Raw genomic sequence first — 23,899 nt, 5'->3', positions numbered from 1 at the left:
GCTGAGGGTTTGAGTCAGCTCAGATGAAAATCGTTCGGCTGCAAGGGCTTCGGGGCTTCTTGGCCCAGATGCGGTGCAAGGCTGATCTCGGCGGCGCGGCAGATCGCGTCCAACGGCAGCGCGTTCAGCGTGCTGCCGAAGGGATGGCTGAGTTCCTCGGTCACTTCCGCCAGACCTAGAAATACGTAAGCCACGATGCCGACGAACAACGGCGTCAGCCAGCCAGAGCTGCCAACTAAGGCCATCGGCAGCAGCAGGCAGAACAGATAGGTGGTGCGGTAAATCAGGAGCGAATACACGAAGGGCAAGGGGGTTCCGGCGATGCGCTCACACCCGGCTTGCGCGAGGGCAATACTGGCAAGCCGCGCGGTCAGGCTGCGCGCGCCAAAGCCGTCGATCTGGCCTGAGGCATAGGCTTGCGCCAGATCGGCATTGATCAGATTCAGCGCCGAACAGGGCGGATGCGGATCGGCCAGCAGTTCGGGCGCACGGGATTGTGCCTCGGCATCGTCGGTGAGGCGGCGCAACTGGCGGCGGTGCAGGTGCAGAAATGCCAAGGATTGCAACAGGATACGGTGGCGTAGGGCTTGGTCTGGGGCGAAGACTTCAAGCTCGCGCGCAAGGCTGCGCAGGTCGGCGAGCAGACCGCCCCAAAGTTTGCGCGCCTCCCACCATCGATCGTAGGCGGCGTTGTTGCGAAAGCTGAGGAACAGCGACAAAGCGATCCCGAACACGGTGAAGGGGATGCCTTCGATATGCGGCAGCACGCCGAAATGGTGATCCAGCAGCACCATCACGCCCGCAAGGGCCACCACGCCCAACAGCGGCAAGGCGATATGCGGCAGCACCGAGCCGCGCATCGCAAAGGCCAGTTCCCAAGCGCGGGGTTTGTCGCGGATAATCATGCTGCGCCCTCTTGCCTTGTGCCGATATCGGTTTGCGCCGCCGCGACCGATTTCACAATCGCAAAGATCGGCAGGCCCGGGGCAAGTTCCAGCGTTTCAGCCGAGCGGGTCGTGACGCGGGCCAGCAGGTTTTCGGGGCCGATGGCGATCTGGATCAGCGCGCCCTGATCGGTCAGGCGGATGTCGCGGACGGTGCCTGTCAGGATGTTCAGCGCAGACAGGCCCTCGGGGCGGCTGCGCGACAGGATCACATCTTGCGCCGCGATGCGGATGCGCAGGGCGGTGCCGAGGGGGCTTGCGATCTGCGGTAGCCAGATCGGGCCACCTGCGGTGTGCAATTCGGTCAGGCCATCGGCATCTTGCGCGGCGATGCGGGCGGTCAACACCGCGCCCGCGTCGCGCAAGCCGATGGCGGGGGCCAGATCGGGGTCGGCGAGAAGATCGGCGGCGGGGCCTGCGCGCAACAGCTTGCCCTGATCCAGCACCACAAGCGTGGTGGCAAGGCGGGCGACTTCGGGCAGGGCGTGGCTGACATAGAGGATCGGGATTTGCGTCTGATCGCGCAGGGCTTCGATATAGGGCAGCAACTCGACTTTGCGGGTATCGTCAAGGGCGGCGAAGGGCTCGTCCATCAGCAGCAGCGCGGGGTTCGACAGCAAAGCACGACCGATGGCGACACGGGATTTCTCGCCGCCTGACAGGGCCGCGGGGCGGCGGTGCAGCAGGCTATGAAGGCCGAGCAGATTGGTGATCTGGTCGAAATTGGGGGTGGTCGGGTTGCCTGCGAACCAGCGGCCATAGCGCAGGTTTTGCCGCACTGTCAGATGCGGAAACAGTCGGGCGTCTTGAAACACATAGCCCAAGCGGCGGCGGTGTGGCGGCAGGTTGATGCGCTGCGCGGTGTCAAGCAAGGGAGTGCCACCGGCGCTGATGCGGCCTTGATCGGGGTGAAGCAGTCCCGCCACCGCATTGATCACGCTGGTTTTTCCAGAACCTGATCGCCCGAACAGCGCGGTCAGGCCGGGGGGGGCATCAAAGGCGACATCCAACGCAAAGCCGGGGAATTGGTGCTTGAGGGCGACAGAAAGGCTCATGTCCCGGCGATCCTGCGGGCGACGGCGCGCGCCATCAGTTCCGAGGCGACAAGCGCCAGCATAGCCACCGCGATGGCGACCAGCACCAGCCGGAACGCCTGCGGATCGCCCCCCGGCACTTGCAAAAAGGTGTAGATCGCCGAGGGCAGGGTTTGGGTCTGGCCGGGGATGTTGGCGACGAAGGTAATGGTGGCGCCGAACTCTCCCATCGCTTTGGCAAAGGCCAGCACGGCACCAGCGATGATGCCGGGCAGGATCAGGGGCAGCGTCACGGTGAGAAACACCCAGAGCGGCGATGCCCCCAAAGTGCCTGCAGCTTGCTCCAGCTTGGGGTCCACCGCCTCAAACGCCAGACGGATGGCGCGCACCATCAGCGGAAAGGCCATGACGGCGGCGGCCAGCACAGCCCCGGTCCATTTGAACGCCAGCACCAGCCCGAACCATTGGTCAAGATAGTGGCCGATCAGGCCTTTACGTCCGAAGGTCAGCAGCAGCAGATAGCCGGTGACAACGGGGGGCAGGATCAGCGGCAGATGCACAAGGCCGTTCAGCACCTGCTTGCCCCAGAACTGCCGCCGCGCCAGCACATGGGCTACATAGATGCCCAAGGGCAGACTGAGCAGCGTCGCCCAAACGGAAACGCGCAGGGACAAAGCCACTGCGCGCCATTCATCGGGGGTAAACCAATCGCTCATCGGGCCTATTTCAGAACGGTGAAGCCCTGCGCGACAAAGACGGCGGCGGAAGCCTCGGTTGACAAAGCGTCAAGGAAGGCCTGTGCTTCGGGCTTTGTGCTAGAGGCGGTAATGGCGGCAGGATAAACGATCGGCTTGTGGCTGTCAGCAGGGAAGCTGCCGACTACCGTCACCTTATCGCCAGCCTCGTCATCGGCGACGGCATCCGAGGCATAGATGATGCCATAGGGGGCCTCTCCCGCCGCCACCATCGCAAGTGCGGCGCGAACGTTATCGGATTGCGCAACATTGGCCTCGATGCTGGACCACAGGCCAAGGTTTTCCAAGGCTTCCTTGCCGTATTGGCCAGCGGGGACGGAATCGACAGTGCCCATCGCCAGCTTGCCATCGCCGAGAAGGCCTTTCAGATCAAGATCTTTGCTGATCTCAACCGGGGCGGCCTTGCCAGATGCTACAAGCACCAGCGTGTTGCCCAGCAAGTTGTGGCGCGTGTCATCCTTGATCAGCTCTTCTTCCGAAAGCGTGTCCATCCACTTTTTCGACGCCGAGATGAACAGATCGGCAGGCGCGCCTTGCTCAATCTGCTTTGCCAGTTTTGCAGTGCTTTCATAAGAAATCATCACGGTATTGCCAGTTTCTTTTTGCCAATCGGCGGCGATGGTATCCAGCGCATTTTTCAAGGATGCGGCGGCGAAAACGGTGATTTCTTCGGCTTGCGCGCTGGCGGGCAGGGCAAGGCTGGCGAGCAAGGCGGCGGTCAGGGCGTGGCGACGGGTGAGCATGGGGCCTCCATTGATATGTTCTGGCGAACATATCGACGGCGGTGCGGGGCGCAAGCGTTATTTCTGTTCGGAAATATCGGAGAGCAGGCCTTGCAGCGTTGCGACATGCGCGGCGGTGGCCTGCGCGCTGGCGGCTTCAGCCGCGCGATAGGCAGTGATCACCGCCAGCCCCGCCTCGGTGACATGCGCGCCGCCGCCTTTGGCACCGCCGCGCGCGCTGCTGACAAGCGGGGCCGTGAAGGCGGCGTTCATTTCTTCGACCAGCATCCACGCGCGCTTGTAGCTCATCTCCATCGCGCGGCCTGCGGCAGAGATCGAGCCGGTGTCGCGGATCAACTCCAGCAGTTGCACCTTGCCGGGGCCGAGTTTCAGGCCGCCGAAGTAAAACCGCAGCAGGGTGTGGGGCTGCGGTTTCATGGCGTCAGCGCTTGGCGGTTGATGTGGGCGAGATGGGAAGTGAGGTGGGCAATCTCTGCCGTGGTGCGCTCGGCCGTCCAGCCTTTTGCGGTAGCGATGATGGCGGCAATTGCATCGAGATCGGCTGCATTGATCGCGCCGGTCACGGCCAAGGTGGTGCGGCGTAGCACGAGGTCCGACAGGTGTTCGACGGCCTCGCGACGCGCCAGCCAATCAATTTCCAGCGCACTGTAGGCATTGGCGTGCGGCAACCGGATGGTGTCCGAATGGCTGGACTCATGCGCGATAAGGTCATTCAGACTGGTGCCGTAGCGGGCAAACAGCGCCTCGGCGCGGGCCAGGTTCAAGCCACCACGTGCGGCGGCATCGGCGATCATGCGAGATTTGGCCGTGGGATCAGCAGGATAGCCCTTGCCGCCGCCGATACCCAACGCGCGCGTGCTAATGCGGCGGGGCTGGCCAAGGCGGGCAAGGCAGGTATCGGCGACCTCCTCGGCAAAGCCGCGAAAGGTGGTCCATTTACCGCCCACCAGCGAGATGATCGGATAGGGGCGCTGGGCGGTCGGCTCTTGCACCGGCGCGGAATGGTCGCGGCTGATCAGGCCGGGGGTGGCGGCATCCGAGGCGGGCAGCGGGCGGATGCCGGAATAGGCATAGATGATATGGCTGTGATCAAAGGGCAATCCGGGCAGCAGGGCGCGCAAGCTGGTCAGGAAATAGGCGATCTCGTCATCCTCGCAGCGCACGTTTTCGGGGTCGGCGGCTTTGATATCTGTGGAACCGACGAGCGCGCGGCCCAAGTAGTCGTAAACCAGCAGGATGCGGCCATCGTCGGCCTCAAAATAGATCATCTGGCCGTTCAGCATCGCCAGAAGCTGCGGATGATCTAGCAGGATATGCGAGCCTTTGGTGCCGCCGATCAGCTTGGTCTGTTCGCCCAAGGCGGCATTTACCCGGTCAATCCACGGGCCAGCGGCGTTGATCACCAGCTTTGGCTTGGTGGTGAAGCTGCTGCTATCCTCGCGGGTGAAAGTGATTTCTGGGCCAGCGTGGCCGCTGATCTGGGTGTAGTTCAGCGCCAAGGCTTGCGGATTGGCGGCCATGCCATCGGCGCATAGTTCCCAGACCAAACGCTCTGGCCCCGCGATCTTGGCATCATAGTAAAGGCCGGAAGCCACGATGCGCGGGGTCATTTGCGGAAATTCGGCTAGGGTCTTGGCGCGGGATTTCATCTTGTGGCGCGGCATCACATTGGCGCGGCTCCCGTAATAATCGTAGATCGACAGGCCCACTTTCAGCAGCAAAGCCCCTCGGCTGCGCGCGGCGGTGGTTGATCCGAACAAGGTGCGCAAAGCCGCCCAAACCCCCTTGGTCCAAGAGAAAATCGGAATCAGGGTTGGCAGGGGTGTGACGGCATGCGGGGCGTTGCGCAACAGCAGGTTGCGTTCAAGGGTGGATTGCGCGACCAGACGGAATTCTCCGGTTTCAAGGTATTTCAAGCCGCCATGGATCATCCGCGAGGGTGCGGCCGAGGTGCCACCGCCGAAATCGCCCTTTTCCACCAACAGCACCCTTAGGCCCTGCTCGGCCAGATCGCGGAATAGGCCCGCGCCGTTGATGCCTGCGCCAAGGATCAACACGTCAATGCCGTTTTCGCACAGGTCTTGCAGGCGGGAGTCGTGGGTCATGCGGTTTCCGTTTCGATCAGATGCAGCCGTACGCCGGCAGAAGTAAGGGCTTCGGCTTCGGCGGCGGGCAGGGCGGTGCCGGTTAGCACGGCGTCAAAGGCGGTGAGGGGGGCGAGCGCGTGCAACGCGCTGCGACCGAATTTTTCGTGGTTCAGCAACAGGATGCGTTTGTTGGCGCTTGCCATCATCGCCTGCTTTACGCGGGTGACTTGCGCGTCCTGAATATAGGCCGTGCCGTTTTGCGCAGCCGAGGCAGAACAGATCAACACATTGGCGCGCAAGCCGGGCAGGGCGTTTTCGCACAAATGGCCGATGAAGGCGTTGTAGGTCGGATGATACTGGCCGCCAAGGCCGATCAGGGTGATATCCTCGGTCCCGGTCAGGCTTTGGATGCTGGCGAGGGAATTGGTGATCACCGTCAGCGGCGCGATATCGGGCAACAGGTTTGCAAGCGCGTGGGTGGTGCTGGAATCGTCGATCATCACCACTTGGCCGGGTTCGATATAGCTAAGCGCGGCGCGGCCAAGGGCGGATTTCTCTGCGCTGGCAACGGTTTGGCGATAGCGAAACAGGCTTTCATAGACGCCAGAGGGCAAAGCGCTGACCGCGCCGTGCAGTTTGCGCAGCAGTCCCGCTTGCGCCAACTGGTCGATATGGCGGTGGATGGTCATGCGCGATACGCCAAAGCGCTGCACCAGATCGTCGATCCGCGCCTCGCCCTGTTGCAAGACATAAGCGGCGATTTCTTCGCGGCGGGTTTCGGGCGTCATGGCACCAGCGCATCGATTTCGGGCCAGAGCGGGGCCAGGGTGGCGGCGATCTTGCTGTAGAGTTGAAAGCGTTTTTCATAAGCAGCGGCGCGGGCGGGGTCGGGGGTGTAGGTCTGGCCAAGCTTGGACAGATCGCGCGGATCGTGCAGAGGGCTTGCGAACAACCCCACCGCAGCACCTGCACAAAGGGCAGCGCCCCAAGCGGCGGCTTCCTCGGTTTGGCTGGTGGTGACGGGCATGTTAAGGATATTAGAGAACATCTGCGCGAAGGCCGGATTGCGGGCAACGCCGCCGGTCAAGCGAGCCTCCTTCACCGGGAAACCTGCGCGCAATGCATCAATATGGACGCGGTGGTTGAACACGATGCCCTCCAACACCGCGCGCAGCATGTCGCCGCGATTGTGCCAGCCGCGCAAGCCGATAAAGCTGGCGCTGGCCTGCGGGCCAAAGGGCGAGCCATACAGATAGGGGTGGAAAATCAAGGTGCTCGGCTTCTGCAAGGCGGCGTCGATTTCGGCGGCAAGGGCTGCGTGGATCGACTGGCCCGCAGACTCGGCAGCTTTGATTTCGGCTTGGCACAGGGTCTCGATGAACCAATCGTAATTCGCGGCAGAGGCGGGCGACAGCGCCATGTTGTTCCATTGACCCGGCAGAATGGCATTGCGGCAAAGCCAGCGCGGATCGGTCTGCGGCGCGGTCGAAACCACTTCGTTGATCGAATAGGTGCCTGCGACAATGGCAACCACCCCTTCGGCATGGCCGCCAATCCCCAAGGCCGAAGCGGTCACGTCATGCAGGCCAGCGGCCACCGGGGTGCCCGCGACAAGCCCGGTCAGGCGGGCGGCTTCGGGGGTGATTGCGCCGATGATCTCGGCCGATCCGGCGATGTCGGGCAGGGCGTGGGCGACGTTTTCCAGATCGAAAAGTTGCAGTGCTTCAAGGGTATAGTCCTGCGTCTGCACATCGGTGAAGGCGGTGGAGGCTTCAGTGCGGTCGGTGCCGATGCTGCCGGTCAGACAAAAGCGCAGCCAATCCTTGCAGGCCAGAACGGTGCCGATCTGGGCGAAACGATCGGGTTCATTGTCGCGCACCCAAGCGAGCAGAGCAGCGGGTGAACAGGCGGGCGGGATCTGGCCGGTCAGTTTCAGCGCAGCATCGGCGCGGTCACGCCAACGATCACAGATTGCCCCGGCGCGGCCATCCAGCGACAGGATGCCATTGCCCAAGGGGCGGCGGTCGTGATCCAGCAGATATAGCCCATCACCATGTGCTGTAGCTGCAACGGCGACGATATCGCTGGCGGGGCGGCCAGAGGCTTGGATCGCTTGTGCGATCGCCTCGGCGGTGGCGCGCCACAGTCCCTCCATATCGCGTTCAACGTGGTGGGGTTCGGGCAAAAGCTGCGGGATGCGGCGGCGCGCGACGGCGAGTTGCTGGCCGCTGGCATCAAAGATCACCGCTTTGGTGACAGTCAATCCGTTGTCGATGCCCAGGATGCTGGTCATGCTTTACCCTTTCGCCAGAGTGTTTCGCGCGTATCTGGTTCACCAAATAAAGCGCAAACCGCAAATCGCTGTCGTGCGAATCTGATAAAGTGAACATATCATGGCGTTAATTTAACGGATAGTGGTGTTACAATTAATCCGCTTCGGCCTCTGCCTCAACCCGCGCCACGCTTTCGGACGCGATCACCACATTGATGCCCTTGGCGCGCATCCGCCTGATATGGGCGGCGTCGGTGGCCTGATCGACGATTACCACGTCAAACTCGGTCAGATCGGCAAAAGCGTGCAAGGCCCGGCGGCCAAATTTGGTGTGATCGGCCAGCAGGATGCGGCGCTGGGCGCTATCAAACATCGCGCGTTTTGTTTCCACCATCTCTGGTGATTGGTGGAACACGATGTCATCGGTGATCGCAGGCATCGACAGAAACAAAGTATCCGCCCGCAAGCGCTTGATTTCATTGGTGGTCATCCGGCCCATGAAGGCGTTGCACCAGTTATGCAACTGCCCTCCCAACCCCAGCAAGGTCAGATCACGGATGCCGTTCAACTCGTTCATCAGGATCAAAGAGTTGGTGATCGCGGTCAGCGGCACCTTGGCAGGCAGGTGGGCGGCCATTTGCAGGACGGTGGTGGAATCGTCGAAAAACACCGCCTGACCGGGTTCAACAAACTGCATCGCAGCGGCGGCAAGGGCGCGTTTCTCGGTCGATTGGCGGGAAAAGCGGTAAACGTCCGAGGCTTCGATCAGGCTGGTGGGCGCTGCCGAGACGATGCCGCGCGCCTTGCGCAACAGGCCGCGCGCGACCAATTCATCCAGATCGCGGTGTGCGGTCATCAGGGAAATGCCGAACCGATCCACCAGATCCTCGATCCGCATCGAGCCTTCGGCCATCACCGCTTCGGTGATCAACTGGCGGCGGGCGAGCTGGCGGGCATGGCGGCTGTCGGCTGGCAGTTGCGCGGGTGTCAGGCCAGAGGGCGGTTTCATTTCAGTCATTTTCGCCCCCTTTTCGTCGCATGATGCCGCTCAGATGTCGAAAAGCAAGGGGCGCCGTTGCCAGCGCCCCCCAAGGTCAGATTATTGCGACAGGGTGAACGGGCCGGTGTATTTGTCCACGTTGTCCTTGGTGATCAGCAGGCAATCGAACAACTGCTTTTCGGTCGCGGCACCCGTGGCGCCGGTCTTGATGAAGCTGTCGGCTTGCTTGACGGCCTCAGCCGAGAACACGGCGACGGGTTGCAGCACGGTGTATTGCATCTCGCCTGCAGTGATCGCAGCCACTGCATCCGGCGAGCCGTCGAAGCCGCCAACCTTGACGCCGTCCAGCTTGCCAGCCTCTTTCAGCGCCGCAATCGCGCCCAAGGCCATCTCGTCATTGCCAGCGATCACGCCGATGATGTCGGGATTGGCTTGCAGGATCGACTGCATCTTGTCGTGACCCTTGGTGCGATCCCAGTCGGCGACTTCTTTGGCAGCTTTCACCAGATCGGGGTATTGCTGCAGCACGGTTTCATAGCCGTTCGAACGGGTCGCGGCGTTGTTGTCTGCCGGGTTGCCGAACAGTTCGGCATATTTTCCGGTCTCGCCGACAGCCGTCACCCATTGCTGCGCGCCCAAAGCAGCCCCTTGTGCGTTGTTGGACACGAGTTGCGCTTTGGCCAGACCCTCTTTGTTGATCTCGGCGTTCACCAGAAACACCGGGATGCCTGCATCGACGGCCTTTTGCACAGCGCCAACCGAGCCGTCGGCGTTTGCTGGGTCAAGGATGATGGCAACGGATTTGTTGGTGATCGCGGTGTCGATCATCGTCGATTCCGCGTTGGTGTCGCCCTTGTGTGCCGACACTGCAGCGGTGTAGCCGAGGCTTTCAGCGGTGGCAGCCGCCACGTCGCCTTCGGTTTTCCAGTAGGGGTTAGCCGGATCGTTGACGATGATGCTGATCAGGCCATCGGCCATCGCGGTGCCTGCAAGCAGGGCGTTGATGGCGACGGCGGCGAGCAGCGCGCGCTTGGTCATGGTGAACATAGTCTCTCTCCCTTGGTTGATTTCGTCTTGGGTTGCCAATGGTTTGGCCGGGTCTTTCCGCAGCGGATAGCGACCGCTGCGGCGAAGGGGGTTACGCCGTGGCTTTCGCCTTCGGCTTGTATTGGATCGAGTTCAGCAGCACCGCGAGGACGATCACCGCCCCGGTGAACACGGTCTGCCAGTAGGACGACACGCCGATGATCACGAGGCCATCGGACAGAAAGCCGATCACGAACGCGCCCAGCATGGTGCCACGAATAGTGCCCCGGCCGCCGGTCAGGGCGGCCCCGCCGATCACCACTGCGGCAATGGCGGTCAACTCATAGGTGGTGCCTGCAGTCGGCCCGGCGCTGGTCAATTGCGAGGACAGCACGAGCCCCGCGATGGCGGCGCAGATGCCCGACAGCACATAGACGGTGATCTGCACCCGCTTGACTGGCACGCCCGACAATTCTGCCGCCCGCGCATTGCCGCCCGAGGCGTAAAGCCAGCGGCCAAAAGCGGTGCGTGATAGCATCAGGCCTGCCAGGATCGCCAGCGTTGCCAGCACCAGCACGCCAATCGGCACGCCGCCCAAGCGGTTGAAGCCCAGCCAGTTGAAGCCGAGATTGCCAAGTTCCGCCTTGCCGCCCAGATTGTTGAAGGTCAGGCCGTTGGTCATCAAAAGTGCTATGCCGCGCGCCACATACATCACCCCCAGCGAGGCGACAAAGGCCGGCACTTTGAACCAGGCCACCAGCGCGCCGTTGACAAAGCCCACCAGCGCGCCTGCGACACAGGTCAGCACCACCACCGCCCAGACCGGCGGATATAGGATCACCCCCGCCGCCTCGATCTGCACGCCCTGCATCAGAAAGCCCGCGATACAGCCCGCCAGCCCAAGGGTCGAGCCGACAGAGAGGTCAATCCCGCCGTTCAGTATCACCAGCAGCATGCCAATGGCAAGGATGCCATAGATCGCCACATGGCTGGCCATGACCAGAAAGTTCGCCACCGACAGATAATGCGGTGACAGCAGCGAGAACACCACGATGATGGCGATCAGCGCGAAAAATGCACGGCCCTCCAGCAACAGGGCAATCGGGTCAAACCCTTGTTTCACGTCAGGTTTAGCGGTCGAGGACATGGGCTTCTCCTAGTGGGCCACGGCTTCGCCAGAGGCGGCCATGATCTTTTCTTTACTGGCGGTATGGTCGAACTCGGCTGAAATCCGGCCGCGGTGCATGACGATGATGCGATGCGCGATCGACAGGCACTCACCGACTTCCGAGGTGGAGTAAATCACCGCCAGCCCGCGTTTCGCACCTTCGGCGAGCAGGCGGAACACCTCGGCCTTGGCGCCAATGTCGATGCCGCGTGACGGTTCATCCAGCAGGATCACCGATGGATGCGTGGCCAGCATCTTGCCGATCACCACCTTTTGCTGATTGCCGCCCGACAGCGCTCCGATAGGGGCGGTGCCGCTTGCATCAGTTTTCACTGTCACCGTGCGGATGGCATCGGCCACCACAGCGGCCTCGGCGCGGCGGGAAGTGAACAGGCCCTTGGTGAAGGCCCCGATACTGGCCAGCGACAGATTCTGCCCGACAGACATGGTCTGCACCAGCCCGTCGCGCTGGCGATCTTCCGGCACCAGAACCAGCCCTTTGGCGATGCGCTGCGCGATGGTCAGCCCCGCCACATCGCGGCCTAGCAGCTTGACCTGCCCGCCCGACGCGGCCAGCCTGCCTGCGACACATTCCAGCAGCTCTGTGCGGCCCGCGCCCATAAGTCCATAAATACAAACGATTTCCCCGGATTTCACCGACAGGCTCAACCGATCCACCACCGAAAACCCGACGCCCGCTGCATCCGGCACCGACAGGTTCTCAATGGCCAGCGCGGTTGCGCCCATATTGTAACCTGTGGGGGGAGAGCCGAGGTCGAAATTCTCGCCGACCATGTTGCGCACGATCCATTCCAGATCAATCTCGGCGCGCTCTGCATAGGCGGTCATAGCGCCATCGCGCAGAACCACTGCGTGATGGGTGATCTGCAACGCTTCTTCCAGATGGTGCGAGATATAGACAATCGACACGCCTCGCGCGGTCAGATCGCGTATCACCTTGAACAGCACTTCGACCTCGGTGGCCGACAGGGCTGAGGTGGGTTCGTCCATGATCAGGATGCGGCTGTTCACCGACAGAGCGCGGGCGATCTCGACGATCTGCTGCTGGCCCAGCCGCAATTCTTCTACCGGAGTCAGCGGATCAATGTCTTCCTCAAGCTCGGCCAGCAAGGCGCGGGTCTGGCGTTCTTCCTCGGCGAAATCAACGCCCGCCCGGGTCATGATCTCGCGCCCCATGAAGATATTGTCGCGCACATTCATATTGGTGGCGAGGCTAAGTTCCTGGTGAATAATAGAAATTCCCTGATTGCGCGCATCTGTGGAATTGGCAAAGCTGACAGGCGCGCCATCCAGCACGATCTCGCCCGAGGTCGGTTGCACCACGCCCGACAGGATCTTCATCAGCGTCGATTTGCCGGCACCATTTTCACCGAACAAGGTGGTGACCTGACCGGGGTGAATGTCAAAATTCACCCCCTTCAGCGCGTGAATATTGCCGTAGGATTTGGCGATATTGCGTGCAGAAAGAACAGGAGCTGCGGTCATTTCACCTCCAGTGCAACTGGGGTGATCAGCCAGTTCTTCGGATTGACCAACTTGAACGCCCCCACCACCGTCACGGTTTTCCCAGTCAGCGCCGCGTTGTCGATGTCATCCAGCACCAGCTTTTTCATTTCCTTGTTCAGAGCAGAGCCTGCGTCCTGATACTCGATCTGGTTGGTGAATTGGCTAAAAGTGATCTCACCCGATGCGTCGCGCAATTCAGTGCCATTGATTGCTGGCCCCGTCTGCACACGCAGGCGGAGCGGTGATGGCAGATTTGCCACGTCAACATAATAGATGCCGGATTTGCCTTCACCAACAATGCCTTGCAGCTTGACGGGATAGACGCCGCCGACGCTATATTTCGTCTCGGCGGCTTTCGGGTCAGCCGCAATCGCATTGGCCAGTTCCACCGCATCCACCGCGCGGGTGGTGATATTGGCCTGCACTTTCGGGAAGGTTTCCACCCCATAAGCCTCGGGCGAGAATTTCGCCGCGCGCACATCGGCTTCCGAGCCGATCCGCACCACCGTCGTATCCAGCGCAATCGCGCCCAGCACCGCCACGATGACGGCGGCGGTGATGATCTGCGCACGGCGCAAGCGCGGTTGCGGCGATGGGGCGGCGGTGTCGGGCAGTTGGCTCATGGCACATCGACCTTAAAGTTAACGGCGGATGCGCGGGCGCGGGGATGCACTTGCAACATGTGCAAGCACCGCATCGTGCCGCATGGCGTCTGCGTGGTCAGCATGGCTCCCCCCCTTCTGCCAAACGGCGCAGCGCGTTCCTCCCGCTGTACCGCTTTGGCTGTCGTGCATCCATAACCGTGATAGAGTTATGGTATCAACTGTGACCAACATGTTATAAGTTTGGCAACCTGTCAATCGAGTCTTTTGCAGGCATGGGATCGGCTGAGCGCGCGCCTGCGATCACGAAAGGCACTGGTCATATCGAGTCTCTCCCCATTTCTGCGCCCGCGAAATTCGCTGCGGTGCGGCGGAAGTCGGTAGGACCCGGGTGTGAAATTTTTGTATAATATCTTGATAAGTAAATATATTAGTCAGGATACCTTCGATATGGTCTCTCAAAACTGCCTGCGGCGACTGATCGCGTTCGTGCGGCGACGGCGCATCTAATGTTCTGGCGGCGGCTTTGGTTGACAGAGGTCAGTTTATCTGAAAGAAATTACGATGTCAGAAAAATAATTCACTTCCCGTGTTATCTTTCTGTGATAAGTGGGATTTGACCGCAGGGCCAGCTTTCGGCGCGGACAAAGGGGGGGCGATGGCAGAGCTTTTGATCGGCATCGATGCGGGCACTTCGGTGGTCAAGGCGGTGGCGTTTACCTTGCAGGGCGTGCAGATCGCCGCCTTTGCCGTGCCCAACAGCTATGCAACCGGGGCCGACGGTGCCGCAACTCAAAGCCTTGCGCGGACCTGGGCCGATTGCGTTGCGGCGCTGCGTGGTCTGGCCGAAAAGGTGCCCGATCTGGCCGCGCGCACGGCGGCGATCTCGGTCACGGCACAGGGCGATGGCACCTGGTTGGTCGGCGCGGGCAACGCGCCCGTCGCCGATGCCTGGCTGTGGCTGGATGCCCGAGCCGCACCCACTGTTGCGCGCCTCGCTGCAAGCCCCGCCAACCGCGCCCGGTTTGAGGCGACGGGCACCGGGCTGAACACCTGCCAGCAGGGCACGCAGATGGCACATATGGATCGTTTCCATCCCGCACTTCTGGATGCCGCCGAAGTGGTCTTGCATTGTAAAGACTGGATTTATCTGAACCTGACCGGGGTGCGCGCCACCGATCCTTCCGAGGCCAGCTTTACCTTCGGCAATTTCCGCCACCGCGCGTATGACGATCACGTGATCGCGGCTTTGGGCCTAAGCCATCGCCGCCACCTGCTGCCGCAGATCATTGACGGCACCGAAACCACCCATCCGTTGAGTGCCGAGGCCGCCGCCGCAACAGGCCTGCGCGCGGGCACGCCGGTGAGCCTTGGTTTCGTCGATATGGTGATGACGGCGCTGGGGGCCGGGGTGCATACCGGCACGCCGGGGGCGGCCTGTTCGACGGTGGGATCGACCGGCGTGCATATGCGCGCGACCCCGGTGGAGGGCGTGCATCTGAATGCCGAGGGCACCGGTTATGTGATCTGCCTGCCGGTGCTAGGGATGGTGACGCAGGTCCAGACCAATATGGCCGCCACGCTGAACATCGACTGGGTGCTGCGGATGGCCGCTGACCTGATGTCAGACTTTGGCCGCCCCACCAAACACGCCGATCTGGTGCCGCTGATCGAAAGCTGGCTCGCGGCCAGCAAACCCGGCGCTTTGCTCTATCACCCCTATATCTCCGAAGCGGGCGAGCGTGGGCCGTTTGTCAACGCCGATGCCCGCGCGGGCTTTGTCGGGCTGAATTTCAACCACCGTTTCGCCGATCTTCTGCGCGCGGTGGTCGAGGGTTTGGGCATGGCGACCCGCGATTGTTATGCTGCCATGGGGGCTAAGCCCTTGGAATTACGGCTGACAGGCGGGGCTGCGCGCTCGAAAGGTCTGCGCGGCGTGCTGTCTGCTGCGGTCGGCGCCCCGGTGCGCGTTTCCGCCCGCGAAGAGGCCGGTGCCGCCGCCGCCGCGATGATGTCGGCGGTTGCGATTGGCGCTTATCCGACGATGGATGCTTGCATTGCTGAGTGGGTCACGCCGCTGCTGGGCACCGCCGAGGCCCCCGATCCGGGTCTGAGCGCCACCTATGCGCAGACCTATCCCGCCTATAAATCCGCGCGCGAGGGCCTGACCGCTGCTTGGTCGGGCCTTGCCGCCAGCCGTCATGCCAAAGGATAAAAAAGTGCCCCTTAGCAAATCTCAGCTTAGAAATTCTAACGATAGTTTTTCTGACCCTATCTCTGTTGATCTGTTCGTGATCGGCGGCGGCATCAACGGCGCGGGGCTTGCGCGTGATGCGGCGGGGCGGGGCCTGTCGGTGGTTTTGTGCGAGAAAGACGATCTGGCGCAGGGCACCTCCAGCCGGTCCGGCAAGCTGGTGCATGGCGGTCTGCGCTATCTGGAATATTACGAATTTCGCCTTGTGCGCGAAGCGCTTATCGAGCGCGAGGTGCTGCTGAACGCCGCCCCGCATATCATCTGGCCGATGCGCTTTGTGCTGCCACATTCACCCACCGATCGCCCCGCGTGGCTAGTGCGGCTGGGGCTGTTCCTGTATGATCACCTCGGCGGGCGCAAGAAACTGCCCGGCACCCGCACGCTGGATCTGCGCCGCGACCCACAAGGCGCGCCGATCATGGATCAATACAAACGCGGCTTTGAATATTCCGATTGCTGGGTGGATGATGCGCGGCTGGTGGTGCTAAACGCGCTGGATGCGGCGGAAAAGGGCGCGCAAGTGCTGACCCGCACCGCTTGCACCAGCGCGCGGCGTGAAAACGGCGGCTGGCTGGTGGAAACCACCGATCAGAACGGCGAAACCCGCCAGTTTCGGGCCAAATGCGTCGTCAATGCCGCTGGGCCTTGGGTGACGGATGTGGTGACGCGGGTGGCCGGTTCGAACTCGACCCGCAACGTGCGGCTGGTCAAGGGCAGCCATATCATCGTGCCGAAATTCTGGTCGGGGGATCATGCTTACCTTGTGCAAAACCACGACAAGCGGGTGATTTTCATCAACCCCTATGAAGGCGACAAGGCGCTGATCGGCACCACCGATGTCGCCTATGAAGGTCGCGCCGAGGAAGTGCAGGCGAGTGAGGTCGAGATCGAATATCTGATCGCCGCCGTTAACCGTTACTTCAAGCAAAAGCTGCGTCGCGCCGATGTGGTGCATCACTTCTCCGGCGTTCGCCCGCTGTTTGACGATGGCAAGGGCAACCCCTCGGCCGTCACCCGCGACTATGTGTTCGATCTGGATGAAACCGGCGGTGCGCCCTTGCTGAACGTGTTCGGCGGCAAGATCACCACCTTCCGCGAGCTGGCCGAGCGTGGTCTGCACCGCTTGAAAGCGATCTTTCCACAGATGGGTCCAGATTGGACGGCCGCAGCAAAACTGCCGGGGGGTGAGATGCCGAATGCAGATTATGAAAGCTTTGCCAATGACTTGCGCCAAGCCTACCCATGGATGCCGCGCAGCCTGATCGCACATTATGGCCGCCACTACGGCGCGCGCACCCGCGATCTGGTCGGGCAGGCGAAGGGGCTGGATGGCTTGGGCCAGCATTTCGGCGGCGATCTGTATGAAGCCGAGGCCCGCTATCTGATCACCCGCGAATGGGCGCAGACGGCGGAAGATATCCTGACCCGGCGCACCAAGCACAATCTGCATCTCAGCGCCGATCAGCGGGCCGCCTTCACGGCGTGGATGGAGCAGGTGGTTTAGGATGTTAACCCTTTCGCTGAACACCAACCCGCTGGTGAACCGTTTTGCCGACCTGGTTGATCTGATCGACACCGTCGCACGCGACCTGCGCATCCGCGATCTGCAACTGACGCATGAGTTCATCAACCCAAGCTGGCCCGCGCCAGTGATCCGCCGTTTGACGCGCGCTATGAACGCCGCCATGCAGCGCACCGGGGTGCGCGTCACCTCGGGCATGACCGGGCCTTATGGTCGGCTGAACCATTTCGGCCACCCCGACCGCGACGTGCGCCGCTATTATATCGACTGGTTCAAGACCTTCGCCGATATCACCGCCGATCTGGGCGGCACGAGCGTGGGCACGCAGTTTGCGATCTTCACCTATCAGGATTTCGACGATCCCATCCGGCGCGAAAACCTGATCCAGATCGCCATCGACGCTTGGGCCGAGGTTGCCGAACACGCCAAAGCGGCGGGCCTGTCCTATGTGTTCTGGGAGCCGATGAGTATCGGGCGCGAGTTTGGCGAGACCATCGCCTCGGCCATGGCTCTGCAAACCCGGCTGACGGCTGCGAACATGGCGGTGCCGATGTGGATGATGGCCGACATTGATCACGGCGATCTGACCAGCCCGAACCCCGATGATGTTGATCCCTACGCCTGGGCGCGGGCGGTGCCAAAAGTTTCGCCGATTATTCATATCAAGCAAAGCCTTATGGATAAGGGCGGCCATCGCCCCTTTACCGCCGCTTTCAACGCCAAGGGCCGGATTCACCCCGAACCCTTGCTCACGGCCTTTGCCGAGGGTGGGGCGGTGGACAATGAAATCTGCCTGGAGCTCTCGTTCAAAGAGCGTGATCCGAACGACCGCGAGGTGATCGCGCAAATCGCCGAAAGCATTGCATTCTGGGCGCCGCATATTAACAGCGGCGTGAACGATCTGCACATCTGAGGAGACCGCCATGCCCCCCTTCGCCTTCCTGACGGCCACAGAAATCCTGTTCGGGCGCGGGCAGGGCGGTCAAGCGGCGGGCCGGATCAAGGCTTTGGGCGTGCGGGTTTTCCTGCTGCACGGCAATCCCGCACGCGCCGATTGGCTGGCCACGGCCTTGGCAGAGCAGGGCTGCGACGTGACCCGCTTTGTGGTGCAAGGCGAGCCTGACGTGGCAATGATTGAGGCTGCAACCTTGGCCGCACAGGGCGCGCAGGTGGTGGTTGCCTTGGGTGGCGGCGCTGTGCTGGATGCGGGCAAGGCGGTGGCGGCGATGCTGCCCGCCACCCGGCCCTTGATCGATCACCTTGAAGTTATTGGAAAATCTCTGCCGCTGGATCATCCGCCACTGCCGTTTGTCGCCATCCCCACCACCGCAGGCACCGGCGCAGAGGTGACGCGCAACGCGGTGATCGGCAGCCCCGCCCATCAGCGCAAGGTCAGCCTGCGCGACAAACGCATGCTGCCCGCGCTCGCGATCATCGACCCGGCGCTGACCGATTACACGCCGAAATCCATCACGCTCGCCTCGGGTCTGGATGCGATCACCCAAGTGATCGAGCCCTACATCTGCACCCGCGCCAACCGCCTGACCGATGCCTTGTGCCGCGATGCGATCCCGCTGGGCCTGCGCGCGCTGCGGCAGTTGATGGTAAATGAAGACACGCAGGCGCGCGACGATATGGCTTGGGTCAGCCTCTGCGGTGGGTTGGCGCTGGCCAATGCGGGTTTGGGCGTGGTTCACGGGCTGGCGGGGCCGCTTGGCGGTTTGTTGCCCGCCCCGCATGGCGCGATCTGTGGCGCGCTGTTGCCGCATGGTTTGGCGATGAACGCCGCGCGGGTGCAGGACGATAGCCGCATCCGTCAGGTGATTGGCTGGATCGCGGAAGCCTTTGACACGACATACGAAGATGCCTTGCCGCAGCTCGCGCGTTGGTCGCGCCAGCACGGATTGCCCAGCCTTGCGCAGATGGGATTCACCCCGCAGCACCTGCACCAGGCCGCCGAGGCTGCGGCGGTGTCGTCATCGATGCAGGCCAATCCGGCGCGGCTCAGCCAGTCTGATCTGGCGATTCTGATGGCCACCGCATGAGCCGCGCGGTGGACCCTGAACAATCGCTCGCCATTCGCGCCGCGTGGCTGCATTACATCGGCGGGCTGACGCAGGCCGCCGTCGCCAGCCGTTTGGGCATCACCTCGGTCAAGGCGCATCGGCTGATTGCGCGGGTGGTGGCGGAAGGCGCGGTGAAGGTCACCATCGACGGCGATATCGTCGAATGTGTCGCCTTGGAAACCGCTTTGGTGGCGCGGTTCGGGCTGGAGTTTTGCGAAGTCGCCCCGGATCTTGACGAGGTGGGCCTGCCGATCCGAACCCTTGGCATGGCGGCGGCGGGATTTCTGCGGCGTCAGATTGATCTCGACAGCCGCGCGGTGATCGGGCTGGGCCATGGTCGTACCTTGGCCGCGATGGTGCGGTTTCTGCCCCGTATTGAAGCCCCTGATCTGAAATTCGTCTCGCTTCTGGGCGGGCTGACGCGCAACTACGCCGCCAATCCGCATGATGTGATGCACCGCATCGCCGAGCGCACCGGCGCGCGCGCCTATGTCATGCCGGTGCCATTCTTCGCCAACACCGCCGAGGACCGTGAGGTGTTGCTGGCACAGCGTGGCGTCGGTGAAGTGTTCGCGCTGGCGCAGAGTGCCACGCTGAAACTGGTGGGCATCGGCACCGTCGAGGCTGATGCGCAACTGGTGGCGTCGGGGATGATAGAGCCACGTGAAATCAAAGAGATACAAGCCGCAGGTGCGATGGGTGAGATGCTGGGTCATTTCTTTGATAGCGCTGGTCGCATCCTGCAAACCCCGCTGACGGCGCGGACTTTGGCGGTCAGCCTGACCGAAACCGATGATCGCATCATCGCCATCGCGGGTGGGCCGGACAAGGTGCAGGCGATCCGCGCCGTGCTGTCCAGCCACAGCCTGCGCGGCTTGATCACAGATGAGGCCACCGCCCGCGCGCTGGTCGCCACAGAATGAGGCCGGGTTGGCCCACCACGGTCGCCCGGCCTATCGCCACACGTCCAAGCCAAAGGCTTGGCGCGTGTTACAGAATGGTCTGGCCGGTGGCCGCCCAGTCTTTGGCGAATTGCTCAAGCCCCTTGTCGGTCAGCACATGATTGGCCAAGCCCTTGATAATGCTGGGCGGAATCGTCGCCACATCGGCACCGGCAAGGGCTGCCTCTTTCACATGATTGGCGCTGCGGATCGAGGCCGCAAGGATCTGCGTCTCAAACCCGTAGTTGTCGTAAATCTCGCGGATGTCGCGGATCAGATCCATGCCGTCGATGTTGATATCGTCCAACCGGCCCAGAAACGGCGAAATATAGGTCGCCCCCGCTTTCGCCGCGAGCAGCGCCTGATTGGCGGTGAAGCACAACGTCACATTGGTTTTGATACCTTTTTGCGTGAAATAGCGGCACGCTTTCAGCCCGGCCAGGGTCAACGGCAGCTTGATCACCACGTTTTTCGCGATCTTCGCCAGATGCTCACCTTCAGCCACCATGCCGTCATATTCCATCGAGGCGACCTCGGCCGAGACAGGGCCTTCGACCAAAGCGCAGATTTCTGCGATCACCTCTTTGAAATCACGGCCAGATTTCGCGATCAGGCTGGGGTTGGTGGTGACACCATCCAACAGGCCGTAATCGTTCAACTCGGAAATTTCGCTGACAACGGCGGTATCGACAAAGAATTTCATCACGCTCTCCTCTGCGGGAATCGATGGGATTGGCTTGCGAATATGACTACAGGACGTCAGAAAATATCACAAGTTAAAATAACAAAATCACATAAATCACTTTTCAATTTGATGGTGTGATGCTAAAAATTGCCAAAGCAAGGGGGGAATCTGGTGAAGCGCGAAGATCGCAAACAGGCGATTATGGATCTGCTGGTGGACCAGCGCGCGGTCGATCTGGATGATCTGGCCGAGCGTTTTGCCGTGTCCAAGATGACGATCCACCGCGATCTGGATGATCTGGAATCCGAAGGCCTGTTGCGCAAGATGCGCGGCGGGGCCACGATGGAATCCGGCACCCAGTTTGAATCCGATTTCCGCTTTCGGGCGCGGCAGGATGGCAGCGCCAAGGCGCGGATGGCGCGCGCGGCGCTGCAACTGGTCGAACCCGGCATGACCGTGATGATCAACGACGGCTCGATGGCTGCCGTGCTGGGGGCGATGCTGACCGAAAAGCGGCCCCTGACGGTGATCACCAACAACGCCGCCGTGATCGACGCGCTGCGGGCCGAGCATGGCATCACCCTGATCGCCCTGGGTGGGGCTTATTCCTATAAATTCAATGGTTTCTTCGGGGTTGTGACCGAAGAAGCCCTTGCGCGTCTGCGCGCCGATCTGGCGTTTATCTCAACCCCGGCGGTGCAGGGCACGGCTGCGTTTCACATGGATGACAACGTGGTGCGCGCCAAGCGGGCGATGATCGCCAGCGCTGCAAAGACTTGCCTCTTGGTCAACCATCAGCGCTTTGGCCGCCAGGCCCTGCATGTGCTGGCCGAACTTTCCGATTTCGACATCATCATCACCGATGCCCAGCCCGATTCTGATGCCAGCGCCGCCTTGGCGCAGGCCGGAATCGCGCTGCGCCTTGCAGGAGACAACGCATGAGCAAACAGGTCTGGGTCGGCACCAGCTTTAAGATGAACAAGACATTGGCCGAGGCTTTGGCCTTCGCCAATGCCCTGCCGCGCGCGGGCGATCCCCGCATCCAGCGCTTTGTGATTCCGCCGTTTACCGCCGTGCGCGAGGTCAAGGCGGCGCTGTCGGACAGCGACGTGAAGGTTGGCGCGCAGAACATGCACTGGGCGGATGACGGCGCTTGGACGGGTGAAATTTCCCCGCTGATGCTGAAGGATTGCAACCTTGATATCGTCGAACTCGGTCATTCCGAACGCCGCGAATTCTTTGGCGAAACCGATGAAACCGTCGGCCTGAAGGTTGAAGCTGCCGTGCGCCACGGGCTTATCCCGTTGATTTGCATCGGTGAAACCTTGGCGCAGCGCGAAGCGGGCAAAGCCACCGAAACCCTTGCCGCGCAAGTTGCCGGGGCTTTGGGCAAGCTGACCCCCGCGCAGAAATCCGCGCCAATCCTGCTGGCCTATGAGCCCGTCTGGGCCATTGGTGCGAATGGTATTCCCGCCACCTCTGACTATGCCGATGCCCGTCAGGCCGAGATCATCGCCACGGCTGAGTCGATTCTGGGCCGCCGCATCCCCTGTCTTTACGGCGGCTCGGTCAATCCCGGCAATGCCGCCGAACTTGTCGCCTGCCCGCATGTCGACGGGCTGTTCATTGGCCGCTCGGCTTGGAATGTCGCGGGTTATCTCGACATCCTCGCCCGCGTCGCCGCAACTTTGTGAAAGGAACGCCATGAAACTTGCAATCGCCGGAGACAGCGCAGGCGAAGGTCTTGCCAAGATCCTCGCAGAGCATCTGAAAGGCGCGCATGAGGTCGCGGAAATCTCGCGCACCTCGGCTGGCCCGGATGCTTTCTACGCCAACCTGTCCGACCGGGTCGCAAACGAAGTGCTTCAGGGCAAATACGACCGCGCCATTCTGGTCTGCGGCACGGGCATTGGCGTGTGCATCGCCGCCAACAAGGTGCCGGGCATCCGCGCCGCGCTGACGCATGACACTTATTCCGCCGAGCGTGCGGCCCTGTCGAACAACGCCCAGATCATCACCATGGGCGCGCGGGTGATCGGCCCAGAACTCGCCAAAGCGATTGCCGATGCTTTCCTGAAGGAAACCTTCGATCCGGCAGGCCGCTCGGCCAGCAATGTCGATGCGATCGACGCTTTGGACAAGAAATACTCTTAACCCACACGGCGTCGCGGCTGCGCTCTCATCCGCGAGGCTGTTCAAGCCCGGCCTCCTCCTCGGCCGGGCTTGTTTCATCAGGGTAATGCCGCCATTCTGGCGCAAACGGAGGCAGAGATGAGCCTGACGCAAAAGCTGATCAACGATGGCAACGCGGCGGTGGATGAAATGCTGGCGGGCGTTCTGGCGGCGCATCCCAAGCATTTGCGGCTGGCCGCCCCTCGCGCTGTGGTGGCGCAAAACGGCCCGCGTCCGGGCAAGGTGGCGCTGGTGATCGGTGGCGGCTCGGGGCATGAGCCGACATTTTTGGGCTTTGTCGGCAAGGGCTTGGCGGATGCCTGCGCGGTGGGAAATGTCTTTGCCTCCCCGCCGCCGCAGCCCTGCGTCGATGCCGCGATGGCGGCTGATGGCGGGGCAGGGGTGCTGTTCATGTATGGCAACTACGCCGGCGACGTGATGAATTTCGACATGGCGACTGAACTGCTGGAGATGGAGGGCATCGAGGCCCGCACTGTGCTGACCACCGACGACATCGCCTCTTCTGCCGATCCCGCCAAACGCCGTGGCGTGGCGGGCAACGTCTTTATCTTCAAAGCCGCCGGTGCCGCCGCCGATCTGGCCCTGCCGCTGGATCAGGTCGAACGGATCGCCCGCCACGCCAATGCCCGCACCTATACGATGGGCGTCGCTCTGTCCGCCTGTTCCTTGCCGCAAACCCGCCGCCTGAACTTCGATCTGCCCAGCGGCGAGATGGAGATCGGCATGGGCATCCACGGCGAACCCGGTATCCGGCGCGGCGCGTTGAAACCCGCCAATGCGGTGGCGGATGAGATCATGGATGCCATCCTCGCCGAAATGAACGCCCCCGCCGGGGCCAAGGTCGCGGTGCTGGTGAACTCGCTGGGATCGACGCCGCTGATGGAGCTTTACATCCTCTACGCCCGCGTAGCCGAGCGTTTGGCTGCGGCAAACCTGATGATCCATAGCAGCCTCGTCGGCCCCTATTGCACCTCGATGGAGATGGCCGGGGCCTCGATTACCGTGATGCATCTGGATGACGAATTGACCCAGATGCTGGATCACCCCTGCGATTGCGCCATGTTCCGGGTGGGCTAAGCG

23 protein-coding genes are annotated in these 23,899 nt (G+C 62.1%); 9 read left to right on the top strand and 14 right to left on the bottom strand.

What is annotated here, in order from left to right:
- Positions 1–14: 14 nt before the first annotated feature.
- From ACFOGH_RS07445 to ACFOGH_RS07385, 13 genes are all read right to left on the bottom strand, one after another.
- Positions 15–905 carry a bestrophin family protein gene (locus ACFOGH_RS07445; RefSeq protein WP_380072439.1) on the bottom strand — a complete coding sequence of 297 codons (891 nt, stop codon included), beginning with the start codon at positions 903–905 and terminating at the stop codon, positions 15–17.
- The gene (modC, locus tag ACFOGH_RS07440) at positions 902–1,999 is read right to left on the bottom strand and encodes a molybdenum ABC transporter ATP-binding protein (protein WP_380072438.1); all 1,098 of its coding nucleotides are present in this window, start codon (positions 1,997–1,999) and stop codon (positions 902–904) included. Before modC ends, ACFOGH_RS07445 begins: the two co-directional genes overlap by 4 nt.
- Positions 1,996–2,694: a molybdate ABC transporter permease subunit gene (gene modB, locus ACFOGH_RS07435; protein ID WP_380072437.1), complete on the bottom strand. Its 699-nt coding sequence runs from the start codon at positions 2,692–2,694 to the stop codon at positions 1,996–1,998. Before modB ends, modC begins: the two co-directional genes overlap by 4 nt.
- Before the next feature lie 5 nt (positions 2,695–2,699).
- Positions 2,700–3,476 carry a molybdate ABC transporter substrate-binding protein gene (modA, locus tag ACFOGH_RS07430; RefSeq protein ID WP_380072436.1) on the bottom strand — a complete coding sequence of 259 codons (777 nt, stop codon included), beginning with the start codon at positions 3,474–3,476 and terminating at the stop codon, positions 2,700–2,702.
- Positions 3,477–3,533: 57 nt separating this feature from the next.
- Positions 3,534–3,893, bottom strand: a complete 360-nt coding sequence (locus ACFOGH_RS07425) for a winged helix-turn-helix domain-containing protein (protein ID WP_380072435.1) — start codon at positions 3,891–3,893, stop codon at positions 3,534–3,536.
- Positions 3,890–5,581, bottom strand: coding sequence for a glycerol-3-phosphate dehydrogenase/oxidase (locus tag ACFOGH_RS07420; RefSeq protein ID WP_380072434.1), 1,692 nt, complete (start codon positions 5,579–5,581; stop codon positions 3,890–3,892). The genes ACFOGH_RS07425 and ACFOGH_RS07420 overlap by 4 nt, the downstream gene beginning before the upstream one ends.
- Complete coding sequence (locus ACFOGH_RS07415; RefSeq protein ID WP_380072433.1) at positions 5,578–6,351, bottom strand: DeoR/GlpR family DNA-binding transcription regulator; 774 nt, start codon at positions 6,349–6,351, stop codon at positions 5,578–5,580. The genes ACFOGH_RS07420 and ACFOGH_RS07415 overlap by 4 nt, the downstream gene beginning before the upstream one ends.
- Positions 6,348–7,856 carry an FGGY-family carbohydrate kinase gene (locus tag ACFOGH_RS07410; protein WP_380072432.1) on the bottom strand — a complete coding sequence of 503 codons (1,509 nt, stop codon included), beginning with the start codon at positions 7,854–7,856 and terminating at the stop codon, positions 6,348–6,350. The genes ACFOGH_RS07415 and ACFOGH_RS07410 overlap by 4 nt, the downstream gene beginning before the upstream one ends.
- Positions 7,857–7,989: 133 nt before the next feature.
- Positions 7,990–8,853, bottom strand: coding sequence for a DeoR/GlpR family DNA-binding transcription regulator (locus ACFOGH_RS07405; protein ID WP_380072431.1), 864 nt, complete (start codon positions 8,851–8,853; stop codon positions 7,990–7,992).
- 81 nt (positions 8,854–8,934) lie between these two features.
- Complete coding sequence (locus ACFOGH_RS07400) at positions 8,935–9,882, bottom strand: D-ribose ABC transporter substrate-binding protein (RefSeq protein WP_380072430.1); 948 nt, start codon at positions 9,880–9,882, stop codon at positions 8,935–8,937.
- 91 nt (positions 9,883–9,973) lie between these two features.
- A complete protein-coding gene (locus ACFOGH_RS07395; RefSeq protein ID WP_380072429.1) occupies positions 9,974–11,008 on the bottom strand; it encodes an ABC transporter permease in 1,035 nt (344 codons plus the stop codon).
- Between the two features lie 9 nt (positions 11,009–11,017).
- The gene (locus tag ACFOGH_RS07390; RefSeq protein WP_380072428.1) at positions 11,018–12,535 is read right to left on the bottom strand and encodes a sugar ABC transporter ATP-binding protein; all 1,518 of its coding nucleotides are present in this window, start codon (positions 12,533–12,535) and stop codon (positions 11,018–11,020) included.
- A complete protein-coding gene (locus ACFOGH_RS07385) occupies positions 12,532–13,179 on the bottom strand; it encodes a DUF2291 family protein (protein ID WP_380072427.1) in 648 nt (215 codons plus the stop codon). Before ACFOGH_RS07385 ends, ACFOGH_RS07390 begins: the two co-directional genes overlap by 4 nt.
- Before the next feature lie 637 nt (positions 13,180–13,816).
- Here ACFOGH_RS07385 and ACFOGH_RS07380 point away from each other — a divergent pair.
- From ACFOGH_RS07380 to ACFOGH_RS07360, 5 genes are read left to right on the top strand one after another with little or no spacing between them, the layout of a single operon-like run.
- On the top strand, positions 13,817–15,373 hold the full coding sequence (locus ACFOGH_RS07380) for an FGGY-family carbohydrate kinase (protein ID WP_380072426.1): 1,557 nt from the start codon (positions 13,817–13,819) through the stop codon (positions 15,371–15,373).
- Positions 15,360–16,916 carry a glycerol-3-phosphate dehydrogenase gene (locus ACFOGH_RS07375; protein WP_417323665.1) on the top strand — a complete coding sequence of 519 codons (1,557 nt, stop codon included), beginning with the start codon at positions 15,360–15,362 and terminating at the stop codon, positions 16,914–16,916. Before ACFOGH_RS07380 ends, ACFOGH_RS07375 begins: the two co-directional genes overlap by 14 nt.
- A gap of 1 nt (position 16,917) precedes the next feature.
- Positions 16,918–17,847 carry a sugar phosphate isomerase/epimerase family protein gene (locus tag ACFOGH_RS07370; RefSeq protein WP_380072424.1) on the top strand — a complete coding sequence of 310 codons (930 nt, stop codon included), beginning with the start codon at positions 16,918–16,920 and terminating at the stop codon, positions 17,845–17,847.
- 10 nt (positions 17,848–17,857) lie between these two features.
- Positions 17,858–18,979 carry an iron-containing alcohol dehydrogenase gene (locus ACFOGH_RS07365; protein WP_380072423.1) on the top strand — a complete coding sequence of 374 codons (1,122 nt, stop codon included), beginning with the start codon at positions 17,858–17,860 and terminating at the stop codon, positions 18,977–18,979.
- Positions 18,976–19,923 (top strand): sugar-binding transcriptional regulator, encoded by a 948-nt coding sequence (locus ACFOGH_RS07360; RefSeq protein WP_380072422.1) that lies wholly within the window; start codon positions 18,976–18,978, stop codon positions 19,921–19,923. The genes ACFOGH_RS07365 and ACFOGH_RS07360 overlap by 4 nt, the downstream gene beginning before the upstream one ends.
- A 67-nt stretch (positions 19,924–19,990) precedes the next feature.
- On the opposite strand, the gene fsa is transcribed toward ACFOGH_RS07360, so the two are convergent.
- Positions 19,991–20,644, bottom strand: a complete 654-nt coding sequence (fsa, locus tag ACFOGH_RS07355; protein ID WP_380072421.1) for a fructose-6-phosphate aldolase — start codon at positions 20,642–20,644, stop codon at positions 19,991–19,993.
- Positions 20,645–20,797: 153 nt separating this feature from the next.
- On the opposite strand from fsa, the gene ACFOGH_RS07350 reads away from it, so the two are divergent.
- From ACFOGH_RS07350 to ACFOGH_RS07335, 4 genes are all read left to right on the top strand, one after another.
- Complete coding sequence (locus ACFOGH_RS07350) at positions 20,798–21,568, top strand: DeoR/GlpR family DNA-binding transcription regulator (RefSeq protein ID WP_380072420.1); 771 nt, start codon at positions 20,798–20,800, stop codon at positions 21,566–21,568.
- Positions 21,565–22,320, top strand: coding sequence for a triose-phosphate isomerase (locus tag ACFOGH_RS07345; protein WP_380072419.1), 756 nt, complete (start codon positions 21,565–21,567; stop codon positions 22,318–22,320). Before ACFOGH_RS07350 ends, ACFOGH_RS07345 begins: the two co-directional genes overlap by 4 nt.
- Before the next feature lie 10 nt (positions 22,321–22,330).
- Positions 22,331–22,780: a D-erythrulose-4-phosphate isomerase gene (gene derI, locus ACFOGH_RS07340; protein ID WP_380072418.1), complete on the top strand. Its 450-nt coding sequence runs from the start codon at positions 22,331–22,333 to the stop codon at positions 22,778–22,780.
- Between the two features lie 117 nt (positions 22,781–22,897).
- Positions 22,898–23,896: a dihydroxyacetone kinase subunit DhaK gene (locus ACFOGH_RS07335; RefSeq protein WP_380072417.1), complete on the top strand. Its 999-nt coding sequence runs from the start codon at positions 22,898–22,900 to the stop codon at positions 23,894–23,896.
- Positions 23,897–23,899 lie beyond the last annotated feature (3 nt).

Source organism: Cypionkella sinensis (genome assembly GCF_042646385.1).
In the GTDB taxonomy this organism is placed as follows: domain Bacteria; phylum Pseudomonadota; class Alphaproteobacteria; order Rhodobacterales; family Rhodobacteraceae; genus Cypionkella; species Cypionkella sinensis.
The sequence above is the reverse complement of the archived record's forward strand: the minus strand, read 5'-3'. Positions and strand labels throughout refer to the sequence as shown.

Excerpts from the sequence above, each read along its gene's own strand:
- ACFOGH_RS07345 (WP_380072419.1), top strand. The coding sequence starts at position 21,565 with ATGAGCAAACAGGTCTGGGTCGGCACCAGCTTTAAGATGAACAAGACA.
- ACFOGH_RS07425 (WP_380072435.1), bottom strand. The coding sequence starts at position 3,893 with ATGAAACCGCAGCCCCACACCCTGCTGCGGTTTTACTTCGGCGGCCTG.
- modC (WP_380072438.1), bottom strand. The coding sequence starts at position 1,999 with ATGAGCCTTTCTGTCGCCCTCAAGCACCAATTCCCCGGCTTTGCGTTG.
- ACFOGH_RS07360 (WP_380072422.1), top strand. The coding sequence starts at position 18,976 with ATGAGCCGCGCGGTGGACCCTGAACAATCGCTCGCCATTCGCGCCGCG.
- ACFOGH_RS07335 (WP_380072417.1), top strand. The coding sequence starts at position 22,898 with ATGAGCCTGACGCAAAAGCTGATCAACGATGGCAACGCGGCGGTGGAT.
- ACFOGH_RS07365 (WP_380072423.1), top strand. The coding sequence starts at position 17,858 with ATGCCCCCCTTCGCCTTCCTGACGGCCACAGAAATCCTGTTCGGGCGC.
- ACFOGH_RS07380 (WP_380072426.1), top strand. The coding sequence starts at position 13,817 with ATGGCAGAGCTTTTGATCGGCATCGATGCGGGCACTTCGGTGGTCAAG.
- ACFOGH_RS07410 (WP_380072432.1), bottom strand. The coding sequence starts at position 7,856 with ATGACCAGCATCCTGGGCATCGACAACGGATTGACTGTCACCAAAGCG.
- ACFOGH_RS07400 (WP_380072430.1), bottom strand. The coding sequence starts at position 9,882 with ATGTTCACCATGACCAAGCGCGCGCTGCTCGCCGCCGTCGCCATCAAC.
- ACFOGH_RS07370 (WP_380072424.1), top strand. The coding sequence starts at position 16,918 with ATGTTAACCCTTTCGCTGAACACCAACCCGCTGGTGAACCGTTTTGCC.
- ACFOGH_RS07385 (WP_380072427.1), bottom strand. The coding sequence starts at position 13,179 with ATGAGCCAACTGCCCGACACCGCCGCCCCATCGCCGCAACCGCGCTTG.
- ACFOGH_RS07415 (WP_380072433.1), bottom strand. The coding sequence starts at position 6,351 with ATGACGCCCGAAACCCGCCGCGAAGAAATCGCCGCTTATGTCTTGCAA.
- ACFOGH_RS07390 (WP_380072428.1), bottom strand. The coding sequence starts at position 12,535 with ATGACCGCAGCTCCTGTTCTTTCTGCACGCAATATCGCCAAATCCTAC.
- ACFOGH_RS07405 (WP_380072431.1), bottom strand. The coding sequence starts at position 8,853 with ATGACTGAAATGAAACCGCCCTCTGGCCTGACACCCGCGCAACTGCCA.
- ACFOGH_RS07445 (WP_380072439.1), bottom strand. The coding sequence starts at position 905 with ATGATTATCCGCGACAAACCCCGCGCTTGGGAACTGGCCTTTGCGATG.
- ACFOGH_RS07375 (WP_417323665.1), top strand. The coding sequence starts at position 15,360 with ATGCCAAAGGATAAAAAAGTGCCCCTTAGCAAATCTCAGCTTAGAAAT.
- ACFOGH_RS07395 (WP_380072429.1), bottom strand. The coding sequence starts at position 11,008 with ATGTCCTCGACCGCTAAACCTGACGTGAAACAAGGGTTTGACCCGATT.
- modA (WP_380072436.1), bottom strand. The coding sequence starts at position 3,476 with ATGCTCACCCGTCGCCACGCCCTGACCGCCGCCTTGCTCGCCAGCCTT.
- fsa (WP_380072421.1), bottom strand. The coding sequence starts at position 20,644 with ATGAAATTCTTTGTCGATACCGCCGTTGTCAGCGAAATTTCCGAGTTG.
- derI (WP_380072418.1), top strand. The coding sequence starts at position 22,331 with ATGAAACTTGCAATCGCCGGAGACAGCGCAGGCGAAGGTCTTGCCAAG.
- modB (WP_380072437.1), bottom strand. The coding sequence starts at position 2,694 with ATGAGCGATTGGTTTACCCCCGATGAATGGCGCGCAGTGGCTTTGTCC.
- ACFOGH_RS07420 (WP_380072434.1), bottom strand. The coding sequence starts at position 5,581 with ATGACCCACGACTCCCGCCTGCAAGACCTGTGCGAAAACGGCATTGAC.